The sequence below is a fragment of the Pseudomonas sp. N-1-13 genome, from assembly GCF_057787095.1.
The window spans coordinates 5,278,635-5,296,409 of record NZ_JBYNRI010000001.1; the positions used below are offsets into that span (position 1 = coordinate 5,278,635).

Genomic DNA, 17,775 nt, shown 5'->3' on the forward strand with positions numbered 1-17,775 from the left:
TTAACCTTATGAGACAAGGATGCCTGGCATGAGCGAAACCCGTTTCAATATCGTATTCGATGGAGCCCTGCTGCCGGGTGTCGAAACCACCACAGCCAAGCTCAACCTGGCTGAACTGTTCAAAAGCGATGTCAGTGCCATTGAGCGGTTGTTCAGCGGGCGCAAGGTGGCGCTTAAAAGCAACCTGTCCCAGGCCGAAGCGCAGAAGTACCTGGAGGCTCTCAACAAGAGCGGGATCGATGCACGAATCGAAGCCGAACCTTCCCTCGAACTGAACCTGGACGAGGTACAGCATTCGCCGCCGTCGAACGGACGCCACCCGGACTCCATCATCGACCCGGTATCGCCCTACGCGCCACCCCGAGCCGAGGTGGGTGAGGCAATGGCCGAGTACAGCACGCTCAAGCCCTTCAGCTTCGATGGGCGCATCGGACGACTGCGCTTCCTGGGCTGGACCATGGCCTTGACGCTGGTCATGCTGTTTGTGGTGGGCACAGCCTTTTCATTGGGCGTGACCTGGTTCCTCGCCTCCAGCTCCACAGCGGCAATGATCGTCGGCGGCCTGCTGGGACTGATCATCGCACTGGGCTTTGCTTATGTAAGCATCCAGTTCAGCGTCCAGCGCCTGCACGACCTGGGTTGGTCCGGGTGGTTGTGGCTGCTCAACCTGGTGCCGTTCGTGGGCAGTGTCTTCCCCTTCGTACTCATGGCCTTGCCCGGCAACACCGGCGCCAATCGCTATGGCCCCCCGCCGCCGCCCAACAGCACTGCGGTCAAGGTACTTTCGTCACTGTGGATTGTCATGATCGTGGTGGCTTTCCTTGCCGCAATGGCCGGTGCATTCAGCGGCATCACAGAGGAATACGACAGCAGTTCCTTGAGCAGCTATGAGAGCAGCGAGCTCATTGATGAAGACACTGCAGAACCAGCCGTCGAAGCAGCCGAGCCTGCTGCGCCTTCTGTAGACTATGAAGAGGAACAATAAGCGCGCTTCGTGCCGGTGACAGCTCAGTACACTGGTGACGGGCCGTTGCGATGGAGAACTGCATGACCCGTTACGCTCTGATCACTGGCGCCTCCAGTGGCATTGGCCTGGCAATGGCCGAAGCACTCGCCCGCCGCGGTCGCGACCTGATATTGGTGGCTCGACAGCGTGATCGGCTGGAAAGTATTGCAATCGAACTGACTCAGCGTTTTGGCGTGGAGGTGTTGTTCCGGGCCTGTGACCTGGGAGAACCGCTGAGGCTTTCAGGCTTTCTGCTCGAGCTGGAAGAAGGCGAGCGACAGATCGACCTGCTGGTCAATTGTGCCGGTATCGGCACCAGCGGGCCGTTCCTGGGCCAGGACTGGATGACCGAGCAGGACCTGATCGAAGTCAACATCCTCGCCTTGACGCGGCTCTGTCACTCGGTGGGCAACAGCATGGCGCTGCAGGGCGGTGGCCAGATCCTGAACGTTGCATCGATCGCCGCGTTCCAGCCTGGCCCCTGGATGAGCACCTATCACGCCAGCAAGGCTTACGTGCTGCATTTCTCCGAAGCCCTGCGGGTCGAGCTGAAAAAAAGCGCAATAAAGGTATCGGTGCTTTGCCCTGGCCCGACACGAACCGGCTTTTTCGCCCGGGCGCAGCTCAATGAACAGAAATTCAACGACAGTCAAACCCTGATGAGCCCGGAGGAAGTCGCGCTGTATGCCGTGCGCGCACTGGAAAAAAACCGGGCGATCATCATTCCTGGGCGCCGCAATCGCTGGCTGGCGGCGTTGCCGCGACTGGGCCCGCGATGGCTGGTTCGCACGATTGCCGGCATGACCAACAAGGCCTGCTGCCCCCGCTGAATGCCTTTTCCCGTGAAAAACCGGGCTCGCCAATCGCGCCTTAAGTACACTCAAGCTCGACTAACCCAATGGAGAAACAGCTGTGGATACTCTGTTTACCAAGATCATCAACCGGGAGATTCCGGCCAAGATCATTTACGAAGATGATCAAGTTCTGGCGTTCCACGACATCGCCCCTCAAGCACCTGTGCATTTCCTGGTCATCCCAAAGAAACCGATCCGCACGCTCAATGATCTGACCGAAGAAGACAAAGGCTTGGCCGGGCATATCCTGTTCACTGCCCAGCGCCTGGCGCTTGAACTGGGCTGCGAAGAAGGTTTTCGTGTGGTGATGAACTGCAATGAACTTGGGGGACAGACCGTCTATCACATTCATATGCATGTGCTTGGGCAGCGCCAGATGAACTGGCCGCCGGGTTGATACCCTGACCCAACGCAAATCCTGAGCGGCCGATTGAGTTAAACTGGCCGCCGAGATTTTTCCCGGAGGTAAGCATGACTACCCAACGTCACTACTCACCGATTGACCGTCTACTGCTGCAAGCTGATACCGCGATGCGTACGCTGCTGCCCTTCAGTGGTCAGCCCTACCGTCCATCGCCGGCTATCGTGCAGCCAGACGTGCAAATGAGTGACGAGCAAACCCGCCATGTCGCTGGGCTGATGCGCATCAACCACACCGGTGAAGTCTGCGCCCAGGCGCTGTATCAGGGCCAGGCGCTGACGGCGAAGCTGCCCCAGGTACGTGAGGCGATGGAGCATGCCGCCGAGGAAGAAATCGACCATCTGGTCTGGTGCGAACAACGCATTCACCAACTGGGCAGCCATACCAGCGTCCTGAACCCGTTGTTTTATGGGATGTCATTTGGAATCGGTGCAGTGGCCGGGCTGATCAGCGACAAAGTCAGCCTCGGCTTTGTGGCGGCCACTGAACATCAGGTGTGCAAACACCTGAATGAGCACTTGGAGCAGTTGCCGGCCGAGGACGAAAAGTCCCGGGCGATTCTCAAGCAGATGCGCGAGGATGAAGAGCAGCACGCCGAAAGTGCGCTCGAGGCCGGAGGGTTTCGTTTTCCAGCGCCGGTGAAGTTCGGCATGAGCCTGCTGGCCAAGGTCATGACCAAGAGCACCTATCGAATCTGATCGTGCAAGGGTGGCGAAGGGGTTATACCCACGCCACAGCGTTGCAGGCCTGTGCGTTCATCCACGTTCTACAGAAACTAAAAAAGGCGACTCCCATGGGGAGCCGCCTTTTTTGTAGCTGAAACCTTCAGCGTGGCATGTTGCGCGCGTAGAAAATTTCCAGCATCTCGTGTTTCACACGGTCTTCCACCTGATCCCGCTGTTCAGCAGAAAGGTTGCTGGTAGCGTCCCCGAACAGGTAGTTATCAAGCTCGAAGTTCTTGAGCAGCATTTTGGTGTGGAACAGGTTTTCCTGATACACGTTCACGTCGGTCATCTGATACGCGTCGCGAGTGTCTTCGGAGAGATAGTTCTGAATCGAGTTGATCTCGTGATCAATAAAGTGCTTGTGGCCTTCAACGTCGCGGGTAAAGCCACGCACGCGATAATCCACCGTCACGATGTCCGAGTCGAACTGGTGAATCAGGAAATTGAGTGCCTTGAGCGGTGAAATGACGCCACAGGTCGACACGTCAATGTCCACACGGAACGTCGCAATGCCATCCACCGGGTGGATTTCCGGGTAGGTATGTACCGTAATGTGGCTCTTGTCGAGGTGGGCCAGGATGATTTCCGGCAATGGGCCCGGGGACTCTTCGATCTGGCTGTCGGTCGGTGTCACCGGTTCTTCCGAGATCAGAATGGTCACGCTGGCGCCTTGGGGTTCATAGTCCTGACTGGCGATGTTCAGGATGTTGGCACCAATGATATCGACAACTTCCGTGAGGATCTGCGTGAGGCGCTTGGCGTTGTACTCTTTATTGATGTACTCGACGTAGGCCTGCTGGTCCTGCGGGGTTTCCGCATAGCAGATGTCATAGATGTTGAAGCTCAAGGTCTTTGTCAGGTTATTGAACCCATGGAGCTTGAGTTTGCTTTTCACCGTTTGAAAACTCTCTATGTATTGCGGCCTGGCCGCGTGATCAAGCATGCCCGTCAGATGCGAACGACGCACCTGCGTAGGACGGTTAACACCTCTTCGCGATGGCGATTTTGGTTGTCTGTCCAGACAAGGGACCGGCCGGAGGACCGATCACTGCCCTGAAAAAAGTGGCGCATTATGCAGAGGTCGGCTTCTGATCGCCAGAGCTTGCACTGCTTTTATGATGGTTGGATGTCGATTCAACCCAATTCGATGATTTCATAATCGTGAGTGATTTCAACACCGGCGGCGCCGAGCATGATGGAAGCCGAGCAATATTTCTCGGCTGACAGCTCAATGGCGCGCTTGACCTGGGCTTCCTTCAAGGCACGCCCCTTCACCACGAAATGCATGTGAATCTTGGTGAACACTTTCGGGTCTTCGGTGGCGCGCTCCGCTTCCAGGAAGGCTTCGCAACTTTCGACGGCCTGGCGCGATTTTTTAAGGATGCTGACCACATCGAAATTACTGCAACCACCCACGCCCAGCAGGAGCATTTCCATCGGCCTTACACCCAGGTTCCGACCTCCGGCTTCTGGCGGGCCATCCATGACGACCACATGACCGCTACCTGACTCACCGAGGAACATGGCTTCGCCAGCCCATTGGATGCGTGCCTTCATCGCCAAGACTCCACTGTCTGAAAAAAGGGTCGCCAGCTTAGCACAGCCCCCCGCCACGGCGGCTTCTGCCTTAGGACGCATGACAAATACGTGTAGGTAAATTCTCAAATCAATTAAGGACGCCTCTGTTAAGCTGGCGCCAATTAGCTGGCGTATGGCCAGCTATAGCGATTGCCATTCGCGCCCCACAAAAAATCCAAATCAATACACCGCGCAGTCTTTCGGGATACAACCATGGTTGCCATTACTCCCACACCCAAGATCAAGAATCTCGACAAACTCTTGATGCATTGTCAGCGTCGCCGCTATCCAGCCAAGCACAACATCATCTGCGCGGGCGATCGCTCCGACACCCTGTCGTTCATCATCAAAGGGTCGGTCACGATCCTGATCGAGGATGATGACGGTCGCGAAATGATCATCGCCTATCTCAACGCCGGGGATTTCTTCGGCGAACTTGGATTGTTTGAACAGGCAGGCAAAGAACAGGAACGTAGCGCCTGGGTACGGGCCAAGGTCGAATGCGAGGTCGCGGAGATCAGCTATAGCAAGTTCCGGGAACTGTCGGTGCAGGATCCCGACATTCTTTACGTCCTCAGCGGACAAATCGCACAGCGCCTGCGCAACACTACCCGCAAGGTGGGCGACCTCGCCTTCTTCGACGTGACCGGTCGCGTCGCCCGCTGCTTGCTGGAACTGTGCAAGCAACCCGATGCCATGACCCACCCGGACGGCATGCAGATCAAGGTGACGCGCCAGGAAATCGGCCGGATTGTGGGTTGCTCGCGGGAGATGGTCGGTCGTGTGCTCAAGGATCTGGAAGAGCGCAACCTGGTCAGCGTCAAAGGCAAGACCATGGTGGTCTTTGGGACGCGCTAGGCGAGCAGCCTGGTCAGCAGTTCCCGGTACAGCGCCTCAAGCCGCTGCAACGCGTGAGGCGCCGGGAATTTTTCATGCAAGGCAATATGACTCTCGGCGCGCACTCGCTGCGCCAGGCCACAGGCTTCATTGAAACGATTGACCGCGGCAACCATCGATTCGCGTTCGTTCTCCAGCAACAGGGCTCCATGCACCAGACCCACCGGGCGTTGGCCGCCCTTGCTCTGACGCCAGCGCTGAGCAGTGCCGACCATTTTCCGGCCGTCGAGATTGACGTTGAATCGACCGTCGCAGAACGCACCCTCGACTTCACCCAACGAAGCCACCCCACCCAGCTCATCCAATAACTGGCAGATCGGATCACACAACCGGCGATAACCGGTTTCGATGCGGCCATGGTCGCCTTCACTACGCGGCGGAGCGTAAACCAGGGCGATATTGACGGTGGCGGCAGACTGCGGCACCGGCTCACCGCCGGTTTCGCGCAGCAGCACTGGCCAGTCGTGGGCCGCCGAGATTTGGCAGGCGTGTTCGAACCCCGGTAAACGACTCAAACGACGAGGCATGACCAGCGCGCGATCATTGGGCTGCCAGAACAACAAGCCGAACTCAGCGTCGCCTGCACAGATGCTGGCCAGCAAATCCTGTTCGGCTTGCAGACCGGCTTCGACGGTCAGGGAAATCACCGGCGACATTGAATCAATCCAGCGTCGAGCCGCTTATCGGAACGCCGCGTTCAGGGAAGAACAGACGTTGCAACTCGGTACCCGGATTTTCCGCGCGCATGAACGCTTCGCCCACCAGGAACGAATACACATCGCTGACTTCCATCAGTTCGACATCGGCCCGGTTCAGGATCCCGCTCTCGGTGATCACCAAGCGATCACGCGGAATACGCGGCAACAAATCCAGAGTCGTTTCCAGGCTGACTTCGAAAGTATGCAGGTTACGGTTGTTCACCCCGACCAGCGGAGTATCGAGGGTCTTCAAGGCCCGCTCCAGCTCCTCGCCATCGTGGACCTCTACCAGGACATCCAGGCCCACGCCTTTGGCGACCGCCGCCAGCTCGGCCATTTTCACATCGTCCAGGGCGGACACAATCAACAGCACGCAATCTGCGCCCAGGGCTCGGGCTTCAACGATCTGGTAAGGATCGATCATGAAATCCTTGCGAATCACCGGCAGCTTGCACGCCTCCCGCGCCTGTTTGAGGTATTCATCGGCGCCCTGGAAAAAATCAATATCGGTCAGCACCGAAAGGCAAGTCGCACCGCCCTTCTCATAGCTCTTGGCGATGTCGGCGGGGACGAAGTGTTCACGAATCACGCCTTTGCTGGGGGAAGCCTTTTTAATTTCGGCAATCACCGCTGGCTGCTTTCTCTTGGCCTGATCGATCAGCGCCTTGGCAAAGCCACGCGGCGCATCCGCTGCCCGCGCCAAGGTTTCCAGCTCTGCCAGACTGACCCGAGCACTGCGTTCGGCAACCTCTTGAGCCTTGCGAGCCAGAATGTTTTCCAGAACCGTTGGCACACTCATCCTTCGTTCTCCACTTTGAATACGGCGGTAAATGCACCCAACTCTTCGAGTTTTTCCCTGGCAAGGCCGGTGTGCAACGCATCATGGGCCAGTTCCACGCCCTGCTTGAGGCTGCTGGCGTGATCCGCCGCATACAACGCGGCGCCCGCATTGAGCACGATCATCTCGGCGGCCTTCTGGCCATTTTCAGTCTTGCGGCGCCCCAAGGCATCGCGAATCAGCTCCAGCGACTGGGCCGGCCCATCCACCGCCAGCCCATGCAGGCTCTGGCTCTTCATGCCCAGGTCTTCAGGTTCGACCCAATACTCGCTGATCTGATCATTTTTTAATTCAGCCACGTACGTGGGTGCAGCCAGGCTGAATTCGTCCAGGCCATCCTTCGAATGGACCACCAGCACGTGCTTGCTGCCCAGACGCTGCAAGACCTCGGCCAGGGGTCGGCACAATGCCTGGCTGAACACACCGACCACTTGATGCTTCACGCCGGCCGGATTCGTAAGCGGGCCGAGCATATTGAACATCGTCCGCAGGCCCAGATCACGACGCGGCGCGGCGGCGTACTTCATGGCGCGGTGGTGGGTCTGGGCGAACATGAAACCGATGCCCACGTTATCGATGCAACGCGCCACCTGTACTGGCGTCAGGTTCAGATAGATCCCGGCCGCCTCCAGCAGGTCGGCGCTGCCACTCTTGCCGGAGACCGCACGATTGCCATGCTTGGCAACGGTGCAACCGGCCGCGGCGACAACGAAGGCCGAGGCCGTGGAAACGTTGAAGATATTGGCGCCGTCACCGCCGGTGCCCACCACATCCACCACGCCATCCAGGGTCTTGAGTTCGACCTGGTCCGCCAGCTCGCGCATGACCGAAACCGCGCCGACGATCTCATCGATGCTCTCGCTCTTCATGCGCATGGCCATCATGAACGCGCCGATCTGCGCATCCGAGCATTGGCCGGTCATGATTTCGCGCATCACATCGCGCATTTCGTCGGTGCTCAGGTCGAGATGGCCGACGATACGGCTCAGGGCTGTCTTGATATCCATGAAAAGTCCTTAGCGCGTGCCGCCGGTTTGTTTGAGGAAGTTGGCGAACAGCTCGTGACCCTGTTCGGTGAGAATAGACTCGGGGTGAAATTGCACGCCTTCGATATTCAACGTTTTGTGACGAAGCCCCATGATTTCATCCACAGAGCCGTCCTCGAGCTGAGTCCAGGCGGTCAGCTCCAGACAATCTGGCAGGGTTTGGCGCTTGACGATCAGGGAGTGGTAGCGGGTGACGGTCAGCGGAAGATTCAGACCTTCGAACACGCCCTTGTTCTCGTGAAATACCGGGCTAGTCTTACCGTGCATGACTTGCCGGGCGCGCACCACGTCGCCGCCAAAGGCCTGGCCGATCGACTGGTGCCCCAGGCAGACACCCAGGATCGGCAGCTTGCCGGCGAAATACTTGATGGCTTCGATGGAAATGCCCGCTTCGGTCGGCGTGCAAGGACCGGGAGAGACCACGATGCGCTCGGGCTTGAGGGCTTCGATTTCGGCGATGGTCAGTTCGTCGTTGCGCACGACCTTGACCTCGGAGCCCAGCTCGCCCAGGTACTGCACAACGTTGTAGGTAAAAGAGTCGTAGTTATCGATCATCAGCAACATGGCGTAAGCAACCTATTGAATTCACTGACTTGAAATACAGCCTTCGGAGAGTGACCCGCGCGGTGTTGCGCTTGGCGAGGCGTGTGATGGGCCAGCGAAGCGACTTTCAAGCGGGTAAAGAAGGCAAATCGGTACAGGTCCGGCCAGGCCGGCAGAGAACGTTCAGGCGCGCCAACGCCAACGGGCGTGTGCCTTGATCAATTGATCCAGAAGTTTGCTGACAATCGACACAGGGGAAGTCTCGTTCATACGTTCCGGCACAGTAGCTTAGCTGGACGGTGCACGCAATATGACGACCCCCGAAGGGCTTTGAAACAATCGCGACGAGCCTGATGGATGGCAAAACGCCGGAAGTTTTTGGTACTGTCGTTTCGTTTTCTAACAACAATAAGATAAAAACGGACTTTCTCATGCTAAGAAAAACGTTGTTCGTACCAATGGCCGGCTGTCTGCTGGCAATGGCCTGCGCCCAGGCGAGCGCCGCGCCCAATCCCTACTCCAGCTTCATCGTGTTTGGCGACAGCCTCAACGATGCCGGCCAGTTTGCCGACCCGGACGGTCCGTCCGGGGCCACGCAACGCTTTACCAACCGCACCGGCCCGCTCTATCTCGACGGAAGCGGCGAATCCTATTCCCTCAATTCCACCCAACTGCTGGGCGGACGGTTGGGCTTTTCCGATGATGAAACCGCGGCATCCACCTCGGCGGTTCGTGCCAGCGAAGGCCAGGCCGATGGCAACAACTGGGCCGTGGGCGGGTATCGTACCGACCAGATCCTCGAGTCGATTACCGGCGTTTCCGACACTGGCGAACGCAGCCGTGACGGATACCTGCTGTCCAACGGCCTGCGTGCCGACCCGAACGCGCTGTACTACCTTTCCGGGGGCGGTAACGACTTCCTCCAGGGTCTGGTACTGACCCCCGCCCAGGCGAACGCCGCCGCGGACCGCCTGGCCGACAGTGTCCAGGTGCTGCAAACCGCCGGAGCCCGTTATGTGATGGTCTGGCTGCTGCCCGACCTGGGCCTGACCCCTGCGCTCAATGGCACGCCTTTGCAAGACGCCGTTTCGCAGCTCAGCAACCAGTTCAACCAGCAACTGGTCACGCGGCTGCAAGGCATTGATGCCGAAATCATTCCACTGAACGTTCCGCTACTGCTGCAGGAAAGTTTCGCCGATCCAGCACGATTCGGCCTCGCCACCGGCGAGAACCTCACCGCCACCTGCTTCAGCGGCAACGGCTGCACGGAAAACCCCACCTATGGCATCAACAGCGCGACGCCAGACCCCACCAAGCTGATCTATAACGACTCGGTCCACCCCACCGAGACCGGACAGCAACTGATCGCCGATTACGCCTTTTCCCTGCTCGCGGCGCCATGGGAGCTGACATTGCTGCCGGAAATGGCCCACTCGACCCTGCGCGCCCACCAGGATGAATTACGCAGCCAGTGGCAATCGGACTGGGAGAACTGGCAAGCCGTCGGCCAATGGCGGGCGATCGTCGCAGGCGGCGGCCAGCACCTGGACATCGACAGCCAAAGCAGTGGCGCCAGCGCCGACGGCAGCGGCTACAGCCTGAACGTCGGTGGCAGCTATCGTCTCAACGAGGCTTGGCGCGTGGGTGTAGCCGCCGGTTTCTACCGCCAGGACATGGAGGCAGGCAGCGCCGATTCGGACTACAAACTCAACAGCTACCTGGCCACCGCTTTCGCCCAGTTCCAGCAGAACCGCTGGTGGGCCGATGCCGCGTTGACCGGCGGCAAGCTCGACTACGACAACTTGGAGCGCAAGTTCGACCTGGGCGTCAACCAGGCGCAAGAGAAAGGTGACACCGACGGTCACCTGTGGGCCTTCAGCACGCGCCTGGGCTACGACATCGCCCAGCCGGGCAGTCAGTGGCACCTGTCACCGTTTATCAGCGCCGATTATGCGAAGGTGGAAGTCGACGGGTATTCAGAAAAGAGCAGCCGCTCCACCGCCCTGACTTTCGATGACCAGACCCGCGACTCGAAACGCTTGGGCATTGGCTTGCAAGGCAAATACAACTTCACCCGTCAGACCCAGGTGTATGGCGAATATGCCCACGAACGCGAGTACGAAGACGACACCCAAAAAGTGAACATCGCCCTCAACAGTCTGCCGGCCAATGATTTCACGCTTGAAGGCTATACGCCGCAGAGTCATTTGAATCGCCTGAGCCTGGGGGTCAGCCACAAGTTGACCAACGATCTGGCCCTGCGGGGCGGTTATACGCTGCGCAAGGACGATGACTTTACCCAGCAGGGCGTGAATGTCGGGGTCAGCCTGGATTTCTGATCGAGATAACCCTGTGTGGGAGCGAGCCTGCTCGCGATGAGGCCGGCATGTTCGACACATGCATCGCCTCGCGAGCAGGCTCGCTCCCACAGTTGATCAGCTTCCCTTCAGTCGCCTGGGGTCTGCTCGGCCAGCGCCACGGCACGGAACATTGCCCGGCGCTTGTTCAGGGTTTCTTCCCACTCCAGCACCGGCACCGAGTCGGCCACGATCCCGCCGCCGGCCTGCACGTGCAGCTCACCGTCCTTGATGACGGCGGTGCGGATGGCAATGGCAGTGTCCATGTTGCCGTTCCAGGCAAAATAGCCCACGGCCCCGCCGTACACCCCACGCTTGACCGGCTCCAGTTCGTCGATGATTTCCATGGCGCGGATTTTCGGGGCGCCAGACAACGTTCCTGCCGGCAGGATGGCCCGCAGGGCGTCCATCGCCGTCAGCCCGGCCTTCAACTGGCCCGTGACGTTGGAGACGATGTGCATCACGTTGGAATAACGCTCGATGACCATCTTTTCGGTGAGCTTCACCGAACCGACTTCCGAGACGCGCCCGGTGTCATTGCGGCCCAGGTCGATCAGCATCAGGTGCTCGGCGATTTCCTTGTCATCCGACAGCAGGTCCTCTTCCAGCGCCCGATCGGCTTCCTCCGTGGCCCCACGAGGGCGGGTGCCAGCGATAGGCCGCACAGTGATCAGGTTGTCTTCGACCCGCACCAGCACTTCGGGTGAACTGCCCACAACATGGAAGTCACCGAAATTGAAGAAGTACATGTAAGGCGTCGGATTGAAACAGCGCAGTGCCCGGTACAGGTCGATGGGCGCGGCCTTGAAGTCGATGGACATCCGTTGCGACGGCACCACTTGCATGCAGTCGCCGGCCAGGATGTATTCCTTGATGGTATCGACGGCCCTTTCGTAATCGTTCTGAGTGAAACTGGAACGGAACACCGGGTCGGCCGCCGACTGTTTGCTGAAATCCAGGCCAGGACGCGGCGTGATCGGCTGCCGGAGTTTTTCCAGCAGCGCCTGAAGACTTTTCTGACCTTGCTCGTAGGCGTCTTCCCGGGACGGATCGGCCAGGACAATGGCGTGCATCTTGCCGGCGAGGTTATCGAAGACGACCACTGCGTCAGAGACCATCAGCAAAATGTCCGGCACGCCCAGCGGGTCCGGGTTCGGGCAGGTGCCCAGACGCTTTTCCACATAGCGTACGCAGTCGTAGCCGAAATAACCCACCAGGCCACCGTTGAACCGCGGCAGGCCGGGGATGGTAGGCACGTTGTAGCGAGCCTTGAAGGTTTCGACGAAGGCCAGCGGATCTTCGACCTCCAGGCTTTCGATCTCGACGCCGTCATGGGTCACGCTGACACGATGGTCATGGACCCGCAGCACCGTGCGGCACGGCAGGCCGATGATGGAATAACGGCCCCATTTCTCACCGCCCTGCACCGATTCGAGCAGGTATGAGTTGGGCTCATCGGCCAGCTTGAGGTAGATCGACAGCGGCGTGTCGAAGTCGGCCAGGGTTTCGCAGGCAAGCGGGATACGGTTATAGCCGGCAGCGGCTAGACGCAGGAATTCTTCGCGGATCATGGTGTGCCTCGTGGCAGGAGGAGCTGACAGTCAGGTATGCAAACGCGCCGGATAACCGGCCAGGATCAGGTCAGGCGCGCCAACGCCAGCGGGCCAGGGCCTTCATGACTTTCATCCAGAGTTTGCGAGTGACCACCACGATGGCGTTTCCAGAAGAGGATTGAACAGCGTCGGGCAACGTTATCTCAGCGGCCGGGTCCAGGCAACCGGGAATTAACAGGCGCAAATCGTCGATCACCAGCGCGGGAAACTCTTCGGCGATCGGCCGGCCATGGTTGTAGCCGTAGCTCAGTGCCACACATTTGACCCCGGCGGCTTTCGCCGCCAACACATCGCTGCGCGAGTCGCCGACGAACAGCGATTGAGAGGCCGGGATGTTGGCCATTTTCATCACGAAAAACAGCGCGGCCGGGTCAGGTTTTTTCTGTGGCAGGGTATCGCCACCGATGATCCAGCGAAAATAACGACCGATTTTCATCTGATCCAGCAGCGGCGCGACAAAGCGCTCCGGCTTGTTGGTGATCAGGGCCATTTCCACGCCTTGCTTGTGCAGCCACTTGAGGGTGGAACGCACACCGGGGTAGACGACCGTCAGTTCGTGATTGCCTTCATAGGCTTCGTTGAACAACTCCAGCGCCCGCTCGGCCTCGGCGTCATCGACGCCCTGGGCATCGATATGGTTGGCCAAGGCCCGCCGCACCAGCATGGGCGCGCCGTTGCCGACCCAGTGGCGCACGGCGTCAATTCCGGCGGCCGGACGACCGAGCTTGAGCAGCATGTTGTCCACGGCCGCCGCCAGGTCCGGCACCGAGTCGACCAGCGTGCCGTCGAGGTCGAACATCACCAGACGCGGCAGGCTGCCGGGGAACAGCTGCTCAAAGCCGCTCATAGACGGGCCAGGGCCAGTTCGGCACGCATCTTTTCAATGACCTCTTTGTAGTCCGGCGCATTGAAAATGGCCGAGCCTGCGACAAAGGTGTCGGCACCGGCCTCTGCGATTTCGCGGATGTTATTGACGTTCACGCCACCGTCGATCTCCAGGCGGATATCACGGCCCGATGCCTTGATCAGCGCGCGGGCTTCGCGCAGCTTGTCGAGGGTACCAGGAATGAACTTCTGCCCGCCGAAGCCGGGGTTGACGCTCATCAGCAGGATCATGTCGACCTTGTCCATCACGTACTTGAGCACGTCCAGGGGCGTGGCCGGGTTGAACACCAGGCCGGCCTTGCATCCGCCTTCGCGAATCAACTGCAGGGAGCGGTCGATGTGCTGGGTGGCTTCGGGGTGGAAGGTGATGTAGGTGGCACCGGCCTCGATGAAGTCGCCGACGATGCGATCCACCGGGCTGACCATCAGGTGCGCGTCGATCGGCGCCGTGACGCCGTACTTGCGCAGCGCTGCGCAGACCATCGGGCCGATGGTCAGGTTGGGTACGTAATGGTTGTCCATGACATCGAAGTGCACGATGTCGGCGCCGGCGGCCAGAACGTTGTCCACTTCCTCGCCCAGGCGGGCGAAGTCGGCGGAGAGAATCGACGGAGCAATAGCGAAGGGCTGCATGACGCACCTGTTTTGAGCGAAATCACGATGGCGCGCATTGTATACCTCAAGATTTGGCGCGCCCACCGTGGCAGACGATCAATACGCCGCGCGGTAGATCTTCTCGATATCGCTGGCGCTCAGTTTGCGTGGGTTATTGCGCATCAATCGCTCGATCCCGGCTGCTTCCACCGCCATGGACGGTATCACTTCGTCCGTCACCCCAAGGCTGCTCAGGCCCTGGGGGATTTCCACGGCAGCACACAGCGCAACCATGGCCTCCACGGCTTCGTCAGCGGCTTCAAGGTCACTCAGGTGCGCGGTCTTTATGCCCATGGCTTCGGCAATGTCGCGCATGCGCTCGACGCAAGCCATCTTGTTCCACGCCATGACATACGGCAGCAACAAGGCGTTTGCCACACCATGGGACACGTGAAAGCGCCCCCCCAGCGGATACGCCAGCGCATGTACCGCCCCGACCCCGGCATTGCCGAACGCCATGCCGGCCATCAGGCTTGCAGTGGCCATGTCTTCGCGAGCTTGCAAATGAGCGGGGTTGGCGTAGGCCTTGGGCAAGGCGCGGGTGATCAGTTTTATTGCGCCGATAGCCAAGGCATCGGTGATCGGCGAGGCATTGAGCGACAGGTAGGACTCGATGGCATGCACCAGTGCATCGACGCCACTGGCGGCGGTCACGCTCCGGGGACAGGTGAGGGTCATCTGCGGGCTGACCAGCGCCACGTCCGGCAGCAGATAATCGCTGACGATACCTTTCTTGAGTTGCGCGGCCTTGTCGGAGAGGATGGCCACGTTGGTGACTTCAGAGCCGGTCCCGGCCGTGGTGGGGATGGCGATCATGGGCGCGCCTTTGCGCGGGACCTGATCGACCCCGAACATATCCTGCAGCTCGCCGTGGTAACCGGCGTAGACCCCCACGCATTTGGCAATGTCGATGGCACTGCCGCCGCCCAGGCCGATCAAGCCATCATGGCCGCCGTCACGGTAGGCCTGCATGCAGTCTTCAACGATGGCGATTTCCGGGTCCGGCATGACCCGGTCGAAAATTTCGTAGTCGCGCCCGCCCAGATGCTGCAGCGCCAGCTCCACGGTGCCGGACTTGACCAGCGCAGCGTCGGTGACGATCAGCGGGTTATCGACATCCAGCCGCGTCAGCTCGGCCGCCAGTTGCTCGATGGCAGCCGCACCGGTGATCAGTTTGTGGGCGATCTTGAATGAGGAAAGACTCATGTGCGCGGCCTCTTATTCGCGTATGGGCTGGCACAAGGATAGCTCGGTATTTAAGGTTGTCTTCCATTCAGCCCATGAATACACCGCAAATCCCCTGTGGGAGCAAGCCTGCTCGCGATGGCGGTAGAACATTCGACATTTTTATCGACTGACACTCCGCTATCGCGAGCAGGCTCGCTCCCACAGGGTACAACACTGACCGTCAGACCTGCGCAGTACGCAGTTTCTCGCTACGCCCACGCAACCACTCCAGAGTCAGCAACAGGATCACCGAAAAGGCGATCAGCAGCGTCGCGGCGGCGGCGATGGTGGGGCTTAGGTTTTCGCGGATACCGCTGAACATCTGCCTTGGCAGAGTTGCCTGCTCGGGACCGGCCAGGAACAGCGTCACCACCACTTCATCGAACGAGGTCGCGAAGGCGAACAGTGCGCCGGAGATCACGCCCGGGGCGATCAACGGCAAGGTCACTCGACGAAACGCCGTCAACGGCGAAGCCCCAAGGCTGGCGGCGGCCCGAACCAGGTTGTAGTTAAAGCCCTGCAGAGTCGCTGACACCGTGATGATGACGAACGGCACGCCCAGCACGGCATGGACCACGATCAGCGAGAAGAAACTGTTGCCCATTCCCAGCGGCGCGAAGAACAGGTAACTGGCCACCCCGATGATCACCACCGGCACCACCATCGGCGAGATCACCAGGGCCATCACCAGCGCCTTGCCTGGGAAATCACCACGGGTCAGGCCAATCGCCGCCAGGGTACCGAAGACCATCGCCAGTACCGTCGCCGCCGGGGCGACGATGACGCTGTTCCTCAGCGCCCGCATCCACTCCGCCGAAGCGAAGAAATCGTGGTACCACTGCAACGAAAAGCCTTGCAACGGGTACACCAGGAAGCTGCCGGAGTTGAACGACAATGGAATGATCACCAGCACCGGCAGGATCAGGAACAACAGGATCAGCCCGCAGAATATGCGCAAGCTGTAGAACCACACCCGCTCGACGGGGGACATGTAAGGACTCAGCATTTCAATCTCCCCTCAGCTCAGGCGCAGGCGGCTGGCGCCCACCAGCCAGTTGTAAATCAGATAAAGCACGACGGTTGCCAGCAACAACAACCCGCCGAGCGCCGTGGCCATACCCCAGTTGATGCTGGTGTTGGTGTAGAACGCGACAAAATAGCTGACCATCTGATCGCTCGGGCTGCCCAGCAGCGCCGGAGTGATGTAGTAGCCGATGGCGAGGATGAACACCAACAGGCAACCGGCGCCGACACCGGCATAGGTCTGCGGGAAATACACGCGCCAGAAGCTGGCGAACGGATGGCAGCCCAGGGAAATCGCCGCACGCATGTAAGTCGGAGAGATGCCTTTCATCACGCTGTAAATCGGCAGGATCATGAACGGCAGCAGGATATGGACCATGGAGATGTAGACACCGGCGCGGTTGAACACCAACTCCAGAGGCTTATCGATAATGCCCATGGCCATCAGGCCACTGTTGATCAGCCCGCCCGATTGCAGCAGCACGATCCACGCCGCCACCCGCACCAGGATCGACGTCCAGAACGGCAACAGCACCAAAATCATCAGCAGGTTGCTTTGGCGCGACGGCAGGTTCGCCAGCAGGTAGGCCAACGGATAGGCCAGCACCAGGCAGATCGCGGTAATCACCAGGCCCATCCAGAACGTACGGGCAAAAATATCCAGGTAGATCGCCTGGTCGGGGGTGGCCGGGGCCAGTTCGCCAAGATCATCGATGCGATGATCGACGGCCGCCAGCAGGTAATACGGGGTGACATCACTGGTGTTGCGGCGGATCACCTGCCAATACGCCGGATCCCCCCAGCGTTCGTCGAGACTCTCCATCGCTTCTTTATAGGAAACCGGCTCGGTGGCGAACGGCAGCGCACGGGCGGTCTTGGTCAGCAGGCTGCGATAGCCGGCCAGCTCCATGTTCAGGCGCTTGGACAAATCGCCCAAGGTCTGATTCTTGCGCGCTTCGGCCAGGTCTTCGCTGGCGGCTTTGTATACCGGCTCGCCTGGCAACCCACGTCCGTCCCAGGCAGCGACCGCGGCGACGGTGCGCGGCATGCCGTTGACCACTTCCGGGTTGCTGACGCTTTTGAACAGCAGCGCCACGATTGGCACCAGGAACACCAGCAACAGAAACAACACCAGCGGCGCGATCAAGGCCTGGGCCTTCCAGCGGTTGACCCGCTCGGCGCGCTTGAGCCGTTGCTTCAGGGTGGGGCTGGTGCCCGCGTTCAGTGGAACGGCGATGGCCATGGCGAACTCCGCAAATCTTTTTGATCGTTACAGAAGCGGCGTGCCGCTTCTGTTCTTTTGAAACGTTGGCCTCTGAGCCGATCGTTCCCACGCTCCGCGTGGGAATGCATCCAATGACGCTCTGCGTCACAAAGGACGCGAAGCGTCCTGGGCGGCATTCCCACGCG

General features: G+C 59.7%; 18 protein-coding genes. 6 read left to right on the top strand and 12 right to left on the bottom strand.

What is annotated here, in order from left to right; all coding sequences use genetic code 11:
* The first annotated feature begins 28 nt into the window (after positions 1-28).
* The 4 genes from AC3I65_RS23720 to coq7 all read left to right on the top strand — a co-directional run bounded on the left by AC3I65_RS23720 (position 29) and on the right by coq7 (position 2,979).
* On the top strand, positions 29-985 hold the full coding sequence (locus AC3I65_RS23720) for a DUF805 domain-containing protein (RefSeq protein WP_047228045.1): 957 nt from the start codon (positions 29-31) through the stop codon (positions 983-985).
* A gap of 62 nt (positions 986-1,047) precedes the next feature.
* The gene (locus AC3I65_RS23725) at positions 1,048-1,836 is read left to right on the top strand and encodes an SDR family NAD(P)-dependent oxidoreductase (RefSeq protein ID WP_047228046.1); all 789 of its coding nucleotides are present in this window, start codon (positions 1,048-1,050) and stop codon (positions 1,834-1,836) included.
* 82 nt (positions 1,837-1,918) lie between these two features.
* Positions 1,919-2,257 (top strand): histidine triad nucleotide-binding protein, encoded by a 339-nt coding sequence (locus AC3I65_RS23730; RefSeq protein ID WP_003316306.1) that lies wholly within the window; start codon positions 1,919-1,921, stop codon positions 2,255-2,257.
* A gap of 74 nt (positions 2,258-2,331) precedes the next feature.
* The gene (coq7, locus tag AC3I65_RS23735; RefSeq protein WP_047228047.1) at positions 2,332-2,979 is read left to right on the top strand and encodes a 2-polyprenyl-3-methyl-6-methoxy-1,4-benzoquinone monooxygenase; all 648 of its coding nucleotides are present in this window, start codon (positions 2,332-2,334) and stop codon (positions 2,977-2,979) included.
* A 127-nt stretch (positions 2,980-3,106) separates the two neighbouring features.
* Here the strand turns inward: coq7 and speD are convergent, their stop codons facing one another.
* Positions 3,107-3,901 carry an adenosylmethionine decarboxylase gene (gene speD / locus AC3I65_RS23740; RefSeq protein ID WP_047228048.1) on the bottom strand — a complete coding sequence of 265 codons (795 nt, stop codon included), beginning with the start codon at positions 3,899-3,901 and terminating at the stop codon, positions 3,107-3,109.
* A 239-nt stretch (positions 3,902-4,140) separates the two neighbouring features.
* Positions 4,141-4,563: an OsmC family protein gene (locus AC3I65_RS23745; RefSeq protein ID WP_003206127.1), complete on the bottom strand. Its 423-nt coding sequence runs from the start codon at positions 4,561-4,563 to the stop codon at positions 4,141-4,143.
* 234 nt (positions 4,564-4,797) lie between these two features.
* On the opposite strand from AC3I65_RS23745, the gene crp reads away from it, so the two are divergent.
* Complete coding sequence (crp, locus tag AC3I65_RS23750; RefSeq protein WP_047228049.1) at positions 4,798-5,442, top strand: cAMP-activated global transcriptional regulator CRP; 645 nt, start codon at positions 4,798-4,800, stop codon at positions 5,440-5,442.
* Here crp and AC3I65_RS23755 read toward each other — a convergent pair.
* From AC3I65_RS23755 to AC3I65_RS23770, 4 genes are read right to left on the bottom strand one after another with little or no spacing between them, the layout of a single operon-like run.
* A complete protein-coding gene (locus AC3I65_RS23755; RefSeq protein WP_047228050.1) occupies positions 5,439-6,137 on the bottom strand; it encodes a lipoate--protein ligase family protein in 699 nt (232 codons plus the stop codon). The two genes, crp and AC3I65_RS23755, sit on opposite strands and share 4 nt — an antisense overlap.
* 4 nt (positions 6,138-6,141) lie before the next feature.
* On the bottom strand, positions 6,142-6,978 hold the full coding sequence (gene trpC, locus AC3I65_RS23760) for an indole-3-glycerol phosphate synthase TrpC (RefSeq protein WP_047228051.1): 837 nt from the start codon (positions 6,976-6,978) through the stop codon (positions 6,142-6,144).
* On the bottom strand, positions 6,975-8,024 hold the full coding sequence (trpD, locus tag AC3I65_RS23765) for an anthranilate phosphoribosyltransferase (RefSeq protein WP_092400967.1): 1,050 nt from the start codon (positions 8,022-8,024) through the stop codon (positions 6,975-6,977). Before trpD ends, trpC begins: the two co-directional genes overlap by 4 nt.
* 9 nt (positions 8,025-8,033) lie before the next feature.
* Positions 8,034-8,627 (bottom strand): aminodeoxychorismate/anthranilate synthase component II, encoded by a 594-nt coding sequence (locus AC3I65_RS23770; RefSeq protein ID WP_047228053.1) that lies wholly within the window; start codon positions 8,625-8,627, stop codon positions 8,034-8,036.
* Positions 8,628-9,037: 410 nt separating this feature from the next.
* Here AC3I65_RS23770 and estP point away from each other — a divergent pair, with 410 nt between their 5' ends.
* Complete coding sequence (gene estP / locus AC3I65_RS23775) at positions 9,038-10,945, top strand: esterase EstP (protein WP_047228054.1); 1,908 nt, start codon at positions 9,038-9,040, stop codon at positions 10,943-10,945.
* A gap of 107 nt (positions 10,946-11,052) precedes the next feature.
* Here estP and trpE read toward each other — a convergent pair whose 3' ends face one another.
* The 6 genes from trpE to AC3I65_RS23805 all read right to left on the bottom strand — a co-directional run bounded on the left by trpE (position 11,053) and on the right by AC3I65_RS23805 (position 17,608).
* Positions 11,053-12,534 carry an anthranilate synthase component I gene (gene trpE / locus AC3I65_RS23780; protein WP_305466874.1) on the bottom strand — a complete coding sequence of 494 codons (1,482 nt, stop codon included), beginning with the start codon at positions 12,532-12,534 and terminating at the stop codon, positions 11,053-11,055.
* 70 nt (positions 12,535-12,604) lie between these two features.
* Positions 12,605-13,423: a phosphoglycolate phosphatase gene (locus tag AC3I65_RS23785; protein WP_047228056.1), complete on the bottom strand. Its 819-nt coding sequence runs from the start codon at positions 13,421-13,423 to the stop codon at positions 12,605-12,607.
* Entirely contained in the window at positions 13,420-14,094 is a 675-nt protein-coding gene (gene rpe, locus AC3I65_RS23790; protein ID WP_047228057.1) for a ribulose-phosphate 3-epimerase, read from the bottom strand. The genes AC3I65_RS23785 and rpe overlap by 4 nt, the downstream gene beginning before the upstream one ends.
* Before the next feature lie 78 nt (positions 14,095-14,172).
* Positions 14,173-15,321, bottom strand: coding sequence for an iron-containing alcohol dehydrogenase (locus AC3I65_RS23795; protein WP_047228058.1), 1,149 nt, complete (start codon positions 15,319-15,321; stop codon positions 14,173-14,175).
* A 202-nt stretch (positions 15,322-15,523) separates the two neighbouring features.
* Entirely contained in the window at positions 15,524-16,348 is an 825-nt protein-coding gene (locus AC3I65_RS23800; RefSeq protein WP_047228059.1) for an ABC transporter permease, read from the bottom strand.
* A 12-nt stretch (positions 16,349-16,360) separates the two neighbouring features.
* Entirely contained in the window at positions 16,361-17,608 is a 1,248-nt protein-coding gene (locus tag AC3I65_RS23805; protein ID WP_047228060.1) for an ABC transporter permease, read from the bottom strand.
* Positions 17,609-17,775 lie beyond the last annotated feature (167 nt).